This is a genomic window from Lactiplantibacillus modestisalitolerans (assembly GCF_005405425.1).
GTDB classification, from domain to species: Bacteria; Bacillota; Bacilli; order Lactobacillales; family Lactobacillaceae; genus Lactiplantibacillus; species Lactiplantibacillus modestisalitolerans.
In genome coordinates this window covers 99099-114042 of sequence record NZ_BJEA01000013.1, presented here as the reverse complement: position 1 = coordinate 114042, position 14944 = coordinate 99099, and the positions used below count along the sequence as shown (strand labels likewise).

Here is a 14944-nt window from a genome sequence, read left to right as displayed (position 1 = left end):
ATTCAAAATCAAGAGACCCTACACATTTGATTCGTCGAAACTTTGTTCAGTTTTCAAAGGTCTAATTCGTTACGTCAATTGCTTAACGCAACTTGATAATCATAACATCTTAATCAAGTTTTTGTCAACAACTTTTTTTCAAAGTCATTAATGATTAACATGTTATTGTTGCCGTTGCGACAACAGAAATAATCATACCAACTTCAGCAAAACTTGTCAATAACTTTTTGAAATTATTAAGTCAACAACTGTTGCGAAATCAATAACTGCTGTTGCAGCAACGAGTACTAACTATACGCATTTGCTTGAAAACTGTCAACTGTTTTTTCAACTATTTTCAAAATTGCTGTTATGAAGTGCTTTGAAAGCCAGTGTCACGTTCCCAATCCCCTCCACAAAATTCCCGCTATTCAGCTCCTTACACACCTCAGTCATTAACTCCGCATAGCCAACGGGCTCCTTTTTTTCTATAATACTCATCATAAAGGAGTGTTTACATGCGTGCTTGGCTACCATTTTCATTACTCACCATTTTCATTTGGGGGCTTGCTGTTCATCAGTGGCAACAAGCAACCGACGGGTGGACCCGTTTCAAACGTCTCGGGCTACTCGGCTTCATTTGGATTCTAACCGCATTTTGTTACACCCCCACTTCCTATAATTTTAGTGGGGACGTTATTCTTCATTACATTCAGTGGGGACCCGTCAAGTTAAACCCGGTTCCGTTCCAACAACTCGATACGGAGTTTTGGCTCAACGTTCTCTTGACCGTCCCGCTCGGCGGTCTTCTAGCTTGGAACTTCCCTAACTGGTCCTGGCGCCGCCGCATCGCCGTTGGCCTTTTAACCGGTCTCACGCTTGAAGGTGGTCAGTTTCTATTCGACCTATTGGCGCACGTTGACCGCTGGGTTGAAACCGACGACGTGCTGACAAACTGGAGTGGCGTTCTAATTGGAAGCGGCGCTTACTTCCTGTTCCGCAGAATCCCCGGACTGCGCTGGCTACAAAAATAAACGCGTGCCTAACAGATTATCTCCCTCTGTTAGGCACGCGTTTTCAAACTTATTTCTTAAAAAATAGATCCAGAACTTCTTTTCGGTCGCGGTTCCAAGCCGTATTTTCACGGGTCGGGTAAACCCGGTTGGTCAGCACCACCAACCCTAGCTGCCGATCCAAATCAAACGCAATCATCGGACCAGTGTAGCCGGTGTGGTAATACTGGTGCTGCCCAGCATACCGCTCCCAACCCAACGTACGACCATTTTCGTCATAAGCGCCGAGCCAGTCAAAGACGTTTTCATCCAGAACCCGTTTTCCTTGATAAGCTCCAAAGTTCAGCATCATTTCCGTAAAGACGGTCAAATCCGTCAGTGTTGAAAACAAACCGGCATGTCCGCTTTCACCGTTTAACAGAAACGCCTTATAGTCATGTACTTGCCCTTGAATCTGGCCCCGGCGTAAATCAAACTCCGTTGGGACGAATCGAACTTTCGGTCGGTTCAAATTGTAACCCGTATTAGTCATCGCGAGTGGATATAAAATGTGATCTTGAACGCTTCGGGCTAGTGACCCATCGACCGTCCGAATAATCCAACCTAACAAAATGTAGCCTAAGTCGGAATAAACCGTCGCTTGCCCCGGCTCGTGTTCCAACTCGCAATCATAGATGGCCGTAATCAGGTCTTCACGGTTCATTCGATCCGAATGTTCAATATCCGCTGGGAGCCCACTATTATGAAGTAATAGATTTTTAATTGTAATTTCTGGGTGCGTAAACCCCGGTAAAAACCGGGTTACCGAATCATGTAACCGAATCGTATGGTCCGACAACAGTTGAAAAATCCGGGTGGTCGTGGCAACGACCTTCGTCACCGAAGCTAGGTCATACAGCATCGCCGGATCAAGTCCGAGTGCAAACTCATCACGCCCCTGCTTACCATGGTAATACTGATCGATTCCCCGTGGCGTAATCAAACTAAATGAAGCCCCGTAAATGTCACCATTTTGAATACAGCTATCAATATAATCTTCAATTTTTCTGAGCATCGTTTTGCCCCTGCCTTTCATCGTTGCCATCCATCAAACTGGATGTGAATGGGCGTTACTACTCTTTTATCATAACGAAATTCACTGTAAAAGCAACGACCAACCACCCTAAAACTCACGCGAACCATTCGCTTAAACAAATTATCACAAAATTAAGTTTCGCACAATTAATTTGATATATATTTGGAATATGAATATTTCTAAGAAAATCTCAATCTTTAATTTACTTAACGTTCAAATCACAACTTTTCAATCTTAACTAAAGCACTGGTATAATAGCGTTTTCATATCGCTTTCAAATAGCAATTAAAAAAAAGATAAAAGAATTTTGCTGGAAGCGTTTACATATTCCCGAAATATTGTTATTATTCTGTTGTAAAGTATTTCACATGCTACAATTGCTTTTAAATTTATGGAGGCGACGAAAAAATGATTACATTTGATAAAACCGAAACTCCAAAAGCTTGGAAGGGCTTCAAGGGTGGTCATTGGCAAGAAGAAATCAACATTCGCGATTTCATCCAAAGAAACTTCACACAGTACAACGGGGATGAAAGCTTCTTAGCTGGCCCTACTAAGGCCACTAAGGTTTTGAATGACAAAGTCTTGGCATTGAAGAAGGAAGAACGTGCAGCTGGTGGTGTCTTAGATGCCGATACCAGTGTTGTTTCAACCATTACTTCACACGCACCTGGCTATATTAACAAAGATCTTGAAAAGATCGTTGGTTTACAAACTGACAAGCCATTGAAGCGTGCATTCATGCCATTTGGTGGTATTCGGATGGCTGATGACGCCTTGAAGTCATACGGCTATAAATTAGATCCAGAAATGGACAAGATTTTCACCGAATACCGTAAGACTCATAACCAAGGGGTCTTTGATGTTTACACTCCTGACATGCGTAAAGCTCGTCACGACAAGATCATCACTGGTCTTCCAGATGCATACGCACGTGGTCGGATTATTCCTGACTTACCACGGGTTGCCGTTTATGGGATTGATCGTTTAATGGCCGAAAAGGCAAACGACTACGCACATATCGGCGACGGCGAAATGACTGATAACGTTATCCGCCTCCGTGAAGAAGTTGCTGACCAATATAAAGCCTTAAAAGAAATGAAAGAAATGGCTTCCAGTTACGGTTACGACATTAGCCGTCCTGCTGAAACTGCTCAAGAAGCTATTCAATGGATGTACTTTGGCTACTTAGCTGCCATTAAGACGCAAAACGGTGCCGCAATGTCCGTTGGCCGGGTTGATGCGCTTATGGATATTTACATTCAACGTGATCTTGAAAACGGTGTCATCGACGAAAGTCAAGCCCAAGAATTAATTGACCAATTCGTTATGAAACTTCGGATGGTTCGCTTTATCCGGACTGAAACTTATAACTCACTGTTCTCAGGTGACCCAATTTGGGCAACCGTTTCAATCGCTGGTTTAGGTCTCGATGGTCGTCATCACGTTACCAAGACTTCTTACCGGATCTTAAAGACCTTGGACAACATGGGTGCTGCGCCTGAACCAAACATCACCGTTCTTTGGTCAGACCGCTTACCAGAAGACTTCAAACGCTATGCAACCCAAGTTTCAATTGATAGCTCAACGATTCAATATGAAAACGATGACTTAATGCGGGTTGAATGGGGTACTGACTACTACGGCATTGCTTGCTGTGTATCTTCACAACCAATTGCCGATGGTATTCAATACTTCGGTGCACGTGCTAACTTGGCTAAGGCTATTCTTTACGCTATTAATGGTGGTAAAGATGAAATTACTGGCGATCAAGTTGGTCCTGCCTACGAACCAATCACTTCAGAATACATTGATTACGATGAATTCATGACGAAGTTTGGCAAGCAAATGGACTGGTTAGCTGACACTTACGTCAACTCACTGAACACCATCCACTACATGCACGACAAGTATTACTATGAAGCCGCTGAAATGGCCTTGAAGGACACTGATTTGAACCGGACCTTCGCTACTGGTATTTCCGGCTTATCACACGCTGCCGACTCAATTTCTGCTATCAAGTACGGACACGTTAAGATTATTCGTGACGAACGTGGTATTGCAGTTAACTTCGAAGTTGACAAGGACTTCCCTCGCTATGGGAACAACGATGACCGTGTAGATGACATTGCTAAGTGGTTAGTCAAGGAACTCTACAGCAAGATGAACACTCATCACCTCTATCGTGGTGCTAAGTTATCTACTTCTGTTCTGACCATCACTTCAAACGTTGTTTATGGTAAGAACACCGGGACTACTCCTAACGGTCGTCAAAAAGGTGAACCATTCTCACCAGGTGCTAACCCAGCATACGGCGCTGAAAAGAGCGGTGCGTTAGCTTCACTCCTTTCAACTGCTAAATTACCATACCACTATGCAACTGACGGGATTTCCAATACCTTCGGTGTAACGCCAAACACGTTAGGCCACGATTTGGAATCACGTAAAGACACTTTGGTAAACATGTTAGACGGTTACATGAAGAACGATGGGATGCACTTGAACATCAACGTCTTCAATAAAGACACTTTGATTGATGCTCAAAAGCACCCAGAAGAATACCCTACTTTAACGGTTCGTGTTTCTGGTTACTGCGTATACTTCGCGGACTTAACTAAGGAACAACAAGATGACGTTATTTCACGGACGTTCTTCGATAAGATGTAATTAATTTATAGTTAAAGAGGCGAAGGCTCATGGCAAGCAGTAAAGTTTCAACAAACGAAAAAGCAACGAAGGAGCCTTTGATTGGCTACGTCCATTCCATTGAAACATTCGGTTCGGTCGACGGTCCTGGTATCCGCTACGTGGCGTTCTTACAAGGTTGCCACATGCGCTGTCAGTATTGTCATAACCCTGATACTTGGAAATTAAACGTCGGTGATCAAATGACGACTGACGAAATCCTTGAAGACGCAATGAAGTACCGCGCGTTCTGGGGTAAGACCGGTGGAATCACTGTCAGTGGTGGTGAATCATTAGTCCAAATCGATTTCATTCTGGAGCTGTTTGAAAAAGCGAAAGCATTGGATATCAGTACTTGCTTGGACACTTCGGGACAGCCATTTACAAGGGAACAACCATTTTTCGATAAGTTCAAACGGTTGATGCAAGTTACCGACATCTCCTTGGTTGATATCAAGCACATTAATTCCGCTGAACACAAAAAATTAACCCAATACGGTAACGAGAACATTCTGGACATGATCCAATATATGGCGCAAAACCATAACGATATGTGGATTCGTCACGTTCTTGTTCCGCAACGGACTGACGATGACAAGTATTTAGCTGAATTGGGCGACTACATTGCAAAAATTCCTAACAACGTCGTTCAAAAAGTTGAAATTCTGCCATATCACACCCTTGGGGTTAAGAAATATCACGAAATGAAGATCAAGTATCGGTTGGAAGGTATCGAGTCCCCAACACCTGATCGCGTTGCAAATGCTGAAAAGTTACTGCGTACTGCTGATTATACTGGGTATAAGACTTGGATGCCGTTACCTAAACTATAACCGAGCTAGATTCCACGCTATAAATGAACCAACCATTTGGGAAGCCGTTGACAATTGTCAGCGGCTTCTTTTGAGTCTGACTAAATAACCCGTAAAGATTGGCTCTATACCAATTGGTGTTAAGATTGCCGCCAGCAGCGGGTGTAACTGGGTGGCTGGAACACTGCGGGCATCGATTTGAGCTCACTCAGAAAAACCACTGAGCAATCTCAAATTCGAGCCTTATTCTAAGCCGGAAGCACCCCACTTCCGGCCAAGAATAATTTCGCAGTTGAGCCATGGTTACACTCGCTACTGGCTAAACTGGCTTTAGATTGAGTCTCACGGGTCACGCTAGTAAGTCTTAACTAATGAAACTGATTCCGTAGAACGGGTACTAAATTTAACGTAATCTTGCTTGCTATTTTGCTAGTCACAACGAATTGATTGAAAATTCAGTCGATACCCTTTTTAACAGTTCAACATCAATTATCATATAACCATTGTGATCGATTACAAAAAGAACCTTATCCCAAACAGGATAAGGTCGCAGTGGTGGCCTGCATGCATAAGACCGTTAAATGCCTTTTAACCATGGTGAAAGCCAACTAAGTGTATGATTACTCATACCACGGACTCGAAGTCCAATCAGGTTCACACCCTATAATTTAACTTTAGCAGTCTCACATCAATCTTTCCAATTTCAATCATTAGAAAACCTTGATCAGTTACCACTATCCGGGCTTGACTAATGCAGGAAGGGGCTGTGACATAAGCCACAGCCCCTTACTTAGCATTCAAAACTGTATTTTATTCTTAAAAGACTGTCTAAATCAAAGTACTGTTAATAAATTCCAAGCTCAACGCGCGCTTCACGGGACATCATGTTTTCCGTCCACGCCGGATCAAAGGTCACTTCAATCGAAATGGTCTTCACACCCGGAACCTTCTTTAACTCTTCTTGAATCGAGTCTGCTAACCACTCCGTCAACGGACAGCCCACAATCGTCAGTGTCATGAGAATTTGGGCCTCGCCCTCGTCCGTTAGCTTTGCATCGTAAATTAACCCCAAATCCACTAAGTTAATCCCCAGTTCGGGATCAATCACGTTGTGAAGTGCCTCGTAAGCTTGTTCCTTGAACGTTTTCTCTGCCATTAGCCAATCGATCCTTCCATTTCAAAACTGATCAGTCGGTTTAATTCAACTGCATATTCCATCGGTAATTCCTTCGTAAACGGCTCAACGAAGCCCATAATGATCATTTCAGTCGCCTTTCGTTCCGAAATCCCCCGACTCATTAAATAGTAAAGCTGTTCTTCGGAAATCTTCGAAACCTTTGCTTCGTGTTCCATCGCAACGTTCCCATTATAAATTTCATTAACCGGAATCGTATCACTGGAAGATTGGTCATCCATAATGATTGTGTCACATTCCACGTGGGCTTTCGAACCATCCGCTTTACGGCTAAAGCGAACCCGGCCCCGGTAGTCCGTCGCACCGCCATCCTTAGCAATTGACTTTGAAACGATTGAAGAAGACGTGTTCGGCGCATTATGAATCATCCGCGCCCCGGTATCCTGGTCCACATTATGCCCGGCAACCGCAATCGACAACATCGTGCCCCGCGCGCCCTCACCATTCAGGTAGACCGATGGATACTTCATGGTAATCTTTGAGCCCATGTTACCGTCGACCCACTCCATTGTGGCGTTGGCGTCCGCTGCCGCTCGTTTGGTTTCCAGACTATAAACGTTATTCGACCAATTTTGGATGGTCGTATAACGGCAATAAGCGTCCTTAGCAACGTTTACTTCCACCACGGCAGCGTGCAAACTATCGGAATCATATTTGGGTGCGGTACACCCTTCAACGTAATCCACGCTTGCCCCTTCATCGACGATAATTAGCGTCCGCTCAAATTGGCCGGTATTTTCAGCATTAATGCGGAAATAAGATTGAATTGGCGTTTTGGCGTGAACCCCTTTAGGCACGTAAATAAAGGTTCCGCCAGACCAGACGGCCGCGTTTAACGCGGCAAACTTATTATTCGTCGGGGCGACTAACTTACCGAACCACTTTTTAAAAAGTTCTGGGTATTCTTGCAGGGCCGTATCGGTATCCGTAAAAATAATCCCCATCTTTTCAAACGTGTTCCGCATATTGTGATAGACCACTTCAGACTCGTATTGTGCGGAGGAACCCGCTAAATATTTCCGTTCGGCCTGGGGTACCCCTAACCGATCAAAGGTCGTTTTAATCTTTTCGGGAACGTCCTCCCAATCGCGATACTTTTTATCGGTGGCTTTTTGGTAGTACAGCATGTTCTTTAAATCGAGGCCGCTTAGATCGGGGCCAAACGCCGGCATCGGCATCTGCCGATAAATCTTATAAGCCTTCAGTCGATAATCCAACATCCACTTTGGTTCATGTTTTTCGGCAGAGATTGCCCGAACAACTTCCTCACTTAAACCGTGGCCGGTTGAAAAAACCGGTTGCACATCGTCATGGAAGCCATAATCATAATCTTCGGTCCCTTTAACGATTGAATTAACATCTTCACTCATGTTCCTGGCTCCCCTCTCGTTGTAATAGTTCGTCTAAGGCGTGCCAAGCCAACGTCGCACACTTAATCCGGGCCGGAAATTCAGCCACGCTGGCGAGCAAACTGGCATCCCCTAACGCCCGTTGATCCTGGTCATTAATGGTGGCACCAGTAATCATTTTGGAAAAACTAACGATCAACCGCCGCGCTTCAGCGACCGGTCGATGCAATAACGCGACCGTCATCATACTAGCTGACGCTTGCGAAATCGTGCAGCCCGCCCCCGTAAACGCAAGCTGGTCAATTTGACCGTCCTTAACAACCGTGGCAACGTCGATAACGTCCCCACACGTCGGATTTTCCATCGTGAAGTGTAAGCTTTCCTGACCTAAGTGCCCCTTATGATGGGGGTGTTGGGCATGGTCCAAGACCACTTCACGATATAACTCATTCATTTGGTCAAGACTCATGCAAAAAGAACTCCTTTACCTGTTTAATCCCGTCAATCAATTGATCAACATCCGCTTGATTATTATAAAAGGCTAAGCTCGCGCGGGCCGTTGCGGTTACGTTTAAATCTTGCATCAACGGTTGTGCGCAATGGTGCCCCGCTCGGACTTCAACACCCAGCATATCCAGTCCAGTCGCAACGTCGTGCGGATGGACCCCATCAATGTTAAACGAGACCACGCCGAGGCGATCCGCAGCTGTTTGGGGCCCGTAAACGGTCACCCCGTCAATTGCAACTATTCGGGCCAACATCGGCCCCATCAATTGGGCTTCATAGGTCTGAATCGCATTCATCCCCAAAGCATCCAAGTAATCGACCGCGGCTCCCAGGCCGATTGCGCCACTAATATTTGGCGTCCCAGCCTCAAACTTTAGCGGGGCGCGCTTGTAGGTCGTAGCCGTCCGGGTGACCTGACTAATCATTTCACCACCGTATTGCACGGGCGCCATCTGCTCTAACAGGGCCGCTTTCCCGTATAATACCCCGATTCCGGTCGGTGCGCCCATTTTATGCCCGGAAAAGGCATAAAAGTCGGCGTTGAGCGCCTGCACGTCAACTTTAAGGTGACTAATGGCCTGCGCCCCATCCACAATCAAGTACGCACCAACCGCGTGCGTCAAAGCTTCCAGGGCACTCATCGGGTTGAGCACGCCGATGACGTTACCCACGTGGGCGACCGCAACAATCTTAGTTTTCGCCGTAATCTGCTGCGCGGCGTTTTCCAAGTCCAAACTGCCATCCGGATTTAATTCAATGTACTTCAATTTTGCGCCACGTCGTTCAGCTAGTTGCTGCCACGGCACTAAATTGCTATGGTGCTCGGCAACTGAAATGACGATTTCATCGCCCGCATTCACAACCTGATCACCAAACCCGCGGGCAACCATGTTCAGACTTTCGGTCGTCGAACGGGTAAAAACAATTTCATCCGCCGAATGGGCGTGGATAAAATGCCGGACCTTTTCACGGACCCCTTCATAGGCCTCGGTCGCCCGTTCTGATAAAGTATAGACCCCGCGATGAACATTAGCGTGGTCGTAGCGGTAGTACCGGTCAACCGTTGCCGTGACTGGCCGGGGTTGTTGCATCGTGGCGGCGTTATCCAGGTACGCCAGCCGTTCCTTATTGATTCGGTGCGATAGGATTGGAAAATCGCGGCGAATCGCCTCAATCTGCCAATTCATTTTTCAACTTCCCTTCGATAACTTGAACCATGCGTTCACGTAGTTCTTCGGATGGCAACTGACTTAAGACGTCACCTAAAAAGCCCCGAATAACTAGGCGCTGGGCCATCTTCTTCGGAATGCCCCGGCTCATTAAGTAGTACATCTGGTGCTCGTCGACCCGGCCGACGCTGGCCGCATGACCGGCTAAAACATCATTTTCGTCAATCAATAAAATGGGGTTAGCGTCTCCGTGAGCTTGATCCGAAAGCATCAGCACCCGGTTCTCCTGATCGGCATGGGCGCCGTGCGCACCCTTAATAATCTTACCAATACCGTTAAAAATCAGCTCCGAGCGGCCTAAAATCACACCCCGTTGGGCAATGTTACCGGTCGAATGTGGCGCGTAGTTCGTCACGCGGGTATCAATACATTGCCGCTGGTCGCCGCCGGACAAGGCCACGACCTTAACTTCGGCATCCGAACCATGCCCCCGTAAATCAGAGTCAAAGTCCGCAATCGTGTTCCCGTTGTTGAAAACCCCGATTGACCAGTCAATCCGGGCATCCGTCCCCAGGTACCCGCGCCGGTTTAAATAGGCCGTCGTTTGCTGGCTGAGCATATCTAAGCCCGTAAAGGTCACGTGACTATTTGCCAACGCCACGACTTCGGTAATCAAGTGGAACTGGTTAGCGTGCGTCCCCCGCGTTTCGAGTTGCTGTAAAACTTTCACCTGACTATGGCGGCCAGCCACAATCAAGACGTGCCCAAAATCACTGCTTGCGGTCGTGCTATTTTGCAAGTGTAATAACTGCAACGGGGTCGTTAATTGCACATTTTCCGGCACGTAAACTAAGAGTCCGTGCTGAAGATTAGCTAAATTGAATGCGGTTAAGCGGTCTTCATCCACGGCCACCGCCTTGGTCATTAAGTATTGTTGTAATAAATCACCGTGCTTGGTAAACGCCGTCGCGAAGTCTTCCACGACCACCCCCGCATCCCGCATTTCCGCGGTCAAGTTCACTTGAAGCGGTGCACTGCCGTAAGTAATTGCCTGTTGGTTAAAATGCTGGTCATCAGACGCAAGCGGCGTAAGCGCGGCCGGTGGCTGCATCGCCGGGTCATCGAGTTGCCAGTCGCGATAATTGAACCGTTTAAAATCTGGTAACGCGAGCGTCGGGTACAGTTGCCGGGCCCGTTCCTGTAACGCCTGAAACCAGCTTGGTGCGTTACTAATGGTCATCGGACTTCGCCTCCGTTACATCGTCATCGACTAAGTTGGCCTTGATTCCTAATTCGTCGCGCAAACCAGCGTACCCTTCATCTTCCAATTTAATGGCTAATTGGGCGTCACCGGTCTTGACGATGCGGCCATCCATCATCACGTGAACGAAGTCGGGTTTAATATAATTCAGTAGTCGTTGGTAGTGGGTAATGATCAACGTCCCAAAATCTGGAGCCGCCATTGAGTTAACGCCCTTAGCAACCACTTGTAACGCGTCAATATCCAGACCAGAGTCAATTTCATCCAGCATGGCAAACTTCGGCTTGATCATCATTAATTGCAAAATTTCGTTACGCTTCTTTTCACCACCGGAGAAGCCCTCGTTCAAATACCGCCGCGCCATGGATTCCGACATGTTTAAAAAAGCCAAATTTTTATCCAGTTCAGCTAAGAAATCCCGGATTGACATTTGATCATCATCGGCACGCCGAGCGTTGATTGCAGCTCGCATGAATTCCAAGTTCGTAATCCCTTTGATTTCGACCGGGTATTGCATCGCCAAGAAAAGACCGGCCCGGGCCCGTTCATCAACTGGGAGCTTAATTAATGAGCGCCCGTCGATTAAAACGTCCCCCTGGGTCACTTCGTAGCTAGGATTCCCCATAATGGTTTCCGCTAACGTTGACTTCCCGGTTCCGTTAGGGCCCATAATGGCGTGCGTTTCACCCGTATTTAGGGTTAGATTAACCCCTTTTAAAATCTCACGACTCGCTTGATCTTCCGGATCATTAATCCGAACATGTAAATCTTTAATTTCTAAAACTGACATTATCGTTCCCTCTTTCTATCCTGCTACTGACACACCGAATAACCGACCAATGACGTAGGTTAACACGGTGGTCAAAATTCCGACGGCAATGTTCCGCACGATTGTTCGCTTGGTGGATACTTTTGAATTCGCCGAACTAATAATTGCGTTCATCGTTAACGCAAAAATCATCGCGGCTAACGTATTTAAAATTCGCCACCGATCCGATGATAAGCTAATCGCCATCAGCGGAATGACCGCCCCTAAGATAAACGATAGGAAGGACGAAATCGACGCGTGAATTGGATTCAAAACGTCAATCGCCCGAATTAGCGTTTCCGCACTATTCCCATCTAAATGTTCATACTTTTGTTGCATCGCTAGTTTTTGGCGTTGGACGTCGCGCTGCGCACTTACGGAGATGTACTCGCCCCCCGCCATGGAGCAAGCACCAGCAATCATTCCCGCTAGACCACTGAAGAACAAGGTTGAAGAATTCAGCTCCGCTCCGGCCGCACCGAGGACAATCCCCGATACAGAAATGATGCCATCGTTTGCGCCTAAGATACCTGCCCGTAATACGTTCAAACTATCCCAAAAACGGAAACGACTAATTTTGCCAATCATACTACGTTTCATCATACAACACTCCCATATGTTAAAGCGTTTTCATCCCTTGTCTTAATTATACGTTGCTGACAGCACGATTCAATGAATTCTTGGAAATTTGTTGAATTCGTCACAATAAATTTTCAACCCGCAACTTTCATGCGACTCATTGATTTTTTTGGTGCGTTTCAAGCGCCAAAACTTATGATTATTAAGTTTTAAAAAAAGGGGGTGTTTTCGTTGCAAGCGCTTACACAACCTGTTATAGTACATGGTGAGGAAAGGAATTAGACCTCAGTTAGTAACAGCTTCTCAATGAGTTTCGGCTGTCGCCACAAAGCTAGGCAGCTTGCATTACCGTTTGGGTCGTTATCGAAACCGTTTTAAGCATCGTTAAGCGTTATCGGTTCAGTGCTTGTCGCGAGATACCGTTGGATGACTGAACGTTGATCCTTGAATAAACGATAACCGCAACAGAATTAATTGGCATTAGCTCGACTATCAGATTTTAACTTAGCAGTTGAAAAACTTTGCAGTTGGAAACAGGTGTCACCAATGACCAGTTGTCAGTTCCACTAGTACCACAGTTCCATTGTAGACTCAGGTTATAAAAGTTTAAACGGAGGTGCATGTCTGTTACGAAGACATTACCAAGTTTTAAACGCGAATTCGACTTTCGTTAAAACCCGTTAAACGAGTCGCAATCAAGTAACGAAATACTTTCGATCGACTATAGCAGATAGTATATAAGAAATACGGGTTAGTCCGTAGAAGTTGGACACGCGTAAAATTGAATAGCATGAAGGTGTAATGTATTAAACGTACTAAACAGTTCTTTCTAGCTAACTGCGATCATTCCTCATAAGTAGGACTCAAGTTGAGAAGCCTTGGGCCCTATTTTTTTGTCCTTTTTTGTTTTGGCTCCGGACTAATTTGTTGCGATTGCCGCCAGCAACGGGCGTAACTGAGTGGCTGGAACACTATAGAACCCTAATTATTCGGTTCTATACCAATTGGTGTTGAGGTTGCCGCCAGCAGCGGGTGTAACCGGGTGGCTGGAACACTGCGGGCATCGATTTGAGCTCACTCAGAAAAACCACTGAGCAATCTCAAATTCGAGCCTTATTCTAAGCCGGAAGCACCCCACTTCCGGCCAAGAATAATTTCGCAGTTGAGCCATGGTTACACCCGCTACTGGCTAGACTGGCTTTTATATTGAGTCTCACGGGTTACGCTAGTAAGTCTTAATTAATGAAGTTGATTCCGCAGAACGGTTACTAAATTTAACGTAATCTTGCTTGCTATTTTGCTAGTCACAACGAATTGATTGAAAATTCAATTGGCAGCCTTCATAGCAAATCAACATCAAATATCATAGACCCAATTATTCTCACTCTGAGCAGCATCCGGCTAGCCCCCCAAAAACATTGAAATCGTTTACAGCTTCAAACACAACTCGTATACTAAAACCACATCATAAGGGAGGTTCAATATTTTGAAAACAATCCAGTTAGGTGCCAGCCACCTATCCGCTTCAGCGGTTGCGTTGGGAATTATGCGGATGGACGCGCTCACCACTACCCAGGCCACCGAATTACTTGAAGCGGCCGTTGATTTAGGTATTAATTACATTGATTCAGCCGATATTTATGGCGGTGGTCGTTCCTCCGAGATCTTCGGCTCGGCGTTAAAACAAGCCAGCGTTCAGCGCGATCAGCTTTATATTCAATCCAAGGGAGGCATCGTCCCTGGCAAACGTTACGACTTTTCTAAGGAACACATCATCGCAGCCGTAGATGGCGAATTACAGCGCTTAGGCGTCGATTACCTGGATGCCTTTCTCCTTCACCGGCCCGATGCTTTAATGGAACCAGAAGAGGTCGCAACCGCCTTTGATGCCCTTCAGGCCAGTGGTAAGGTGCGGCACTTTGGGGTGTCCAACTTTAATCCGTTGCAGGTTGATTTATTGCAGTCGGAATTAAACCAGCGCTTAATGATTAACCAGTTACAGTTTGGGTTGATGCACACGGGAGCGCTTGATTTTGGTTTCCATACTAACATGCAGGATGATCGTAGCATCGACCACGATGGTCAAATGATTGAATACGCGCGGCTGCACCGGCTGACTATTCAGGCGTGGTCGCCGTACCAGTATGGTAGCTTTGCGGGAATCTTTTTAGATAATCCCAAGTTTCCAGAGTTAAACGCGGCAATGCAGCGTTTAGCGGATGAAAAGCACGTAAACAAGGCGGCGATTGCGACGGCGTGGATTTTGAGGCACCCGGCGCAATTCCAGGTTATTTTGGGAACGATGAATCCAAAGCATTTACGGGAAAATGCGGCGGGAGCTGAAATCGAGTTAACACGGCAGGAATGGTATGATTTATATTTGGCGGCGGGGAATGATTTGCCGTAGAGTGTGAGGCCGAGCGGGTTGACTCCGAGCATTGCCTAGTTAAGGCGTTGTCGCGAACTTTGCGATGGCGACTTAGCGTAGCAAGCACAGGGGTCAGCTCGGGCT

12 protein-coding genes are annotated in these 14944 nt (G+C 46.3%); 4 read left to right on the top strand and 8 right to left on the bottom strand.

The features are described 5' to 3' along the window. Positions 1–497 precede the first annotated feature (497 nt). On the top strand, positions 498–1013 hold the full coding sequence (locus FFM79_RS08960; RefSeq protein WP_137643134.1) for a VanZ family protein: 516 nt from the start codon (positions 498–500) through the stop codon (positions 1011–1013). A 49-nt stretch (positions 1014–1062) separates the two neighbouring features. Here the strand turns inward: FFM79_RS08960 and FFM79_RS08955 are convergent, their stop codons facing one another. Continuing rightward, a complete protein-coding gene (locus FFM79_RS08955; protein ID WP_137643133.1) occupies positions 1063–2046 on the bottom strand; it encodes a serine hydrolase domain-containing protein in 984 nt (327 codons plus the stop codon). 429 nt (positions 2047–2475) lie between these two features. Between FFM79_RS08955 and pflB the strand changes: the two genes are divergently transcribed. Together pflB and pflA are read left to right on the top strand one after the other, a co-directional pair. Further along, positions 2476–4734, top strand: a complete 2259-nt coding sequence (gene pflB, locus FFM79_RS08950) for a formate C-acetyltransferase (RefSeq protein ID WP_137643132.1) — start codon at positions 2476–2478, stop codon at positions 4732–4734. A gap of 29 nt (positions 4735–4763) precedes the next feature. Further along, complete coding sequence (pflA, locus tag FFM79_RS08945; RefSeq protein WP_137643131.1) at positions 4764–5585, top strand: pyruvate formate-lyase-activating protein; 822 nt, start codon at positions 4764–4766, stop codon at positions 5583–5585. 823 nt (positions 5586–6408) lie between these two features. Here the strand turns inward: pflA and FFM79_RS08940 are convergent. From FFM79_RS08940 to FFM79_RS08910, 7 genes are read right to left on the bottom strand one after another with little or no spacing between them, the layout of a single operon-like run. Next, positions 6409–6720 carry a metal-sulfur cluster assembly factor gene (locus FFM79_RS08940; RefSeq protein ID WP_137643130.1) on the bottom strand — a complete coding sequence of 104 codons (312 nt, stop codon included), beginning with the start codon at positions 6718–6720 and terminating at the stop codon, positions 6409–6411. Next, entirely contained in the window at positions 6720–8129 is a 1410-nt protein-coding gene (gene sufB / locus FFM79_RS08935; RefSeq protein WP_137643129.1) for a Fe-S cluster assembly protein SufB, read from the bottom strand. Before sufB ends, FFM79_RS08940 begins: the two co-directional genes overlap by 1 nt. After that, entirely contained in the window at positions 8122–8577 is a 456-nt protein-coding gene (sufU, locus tag FFM79_RS08930) for a Fe-S cluster assembly sulfur transfer protein SufU (RefSeq protein WP_137643128.1), read from the bottom strand. Before sufU ends, sufB begins: the two co-directional genes overlap by 8 nt. Beyond that, a complete protein-coding gene (locus FFM79_RS08925; RefSeq protein ID WP_137643127.1) occupies positions 8567–9802 on the bottom strand; it encodes a cysteine desulfurase in 1236 nt (411 codons plus the stop codon). Before FFM79_RS08925 ends, sufU begins: the two co-directional genes overlap by 11 nt. Further along, positions 9786–11024, bottom strand: coding sequence for a Fe-S cluster assembly protein SufD (sufD, locus tag FFM79_RS08920; RefSeq protein ID WP_137643126.1), 1239 nt, complete (start codon positions 11022–11024; stop codon positions 9786–9788). Before sufD ends, FFM79_RS08925 begins: the two co-directional genes overlap by 17 nt. Then, entirely contained in the window at positions 11014–11835 is an 822-nt protein-coding gene (sufC, locus tag FFM79_RS08915) for a Fe-S cluster assembly ATPase SufC (RefSeq protein WP_137643125.1), read from the bottom strand. Before sufC ends, sufD begins: the two co-directional genes overlap by 11 nt. A gap of 15 nt (positions 11836–11850) precedes the next feature. Next, positions 11851–12456 carry a VIT1/CCC1 transporter family protein gene (locus FFM79_RS08910; protein WP_225424416.1) on the bottom strand — a complete coding sequence of 202 codons (606 nt, stop codon included), beginning with the start codon at positions 12454–12456 and terminating at the stop codon, positions 11851–11853. A 1462-nt stretch (positions 12457–13918) separates the two neighbouring features. On the opposite strand from FFM79_RS08910, the gene FFM79_RS08905 reads away from it, so the two are divergent. Further along, a complete protein-coding gene (locus FFM79_RS08905) occupies positions 13919–14839 on the top strand; it encodes an aldo/keto reductase (protein WP_137643124.1) in 921 nt (306 codons plus the stop codon). Positions 14840–14944: the final 105 nt, after the last annotated feature.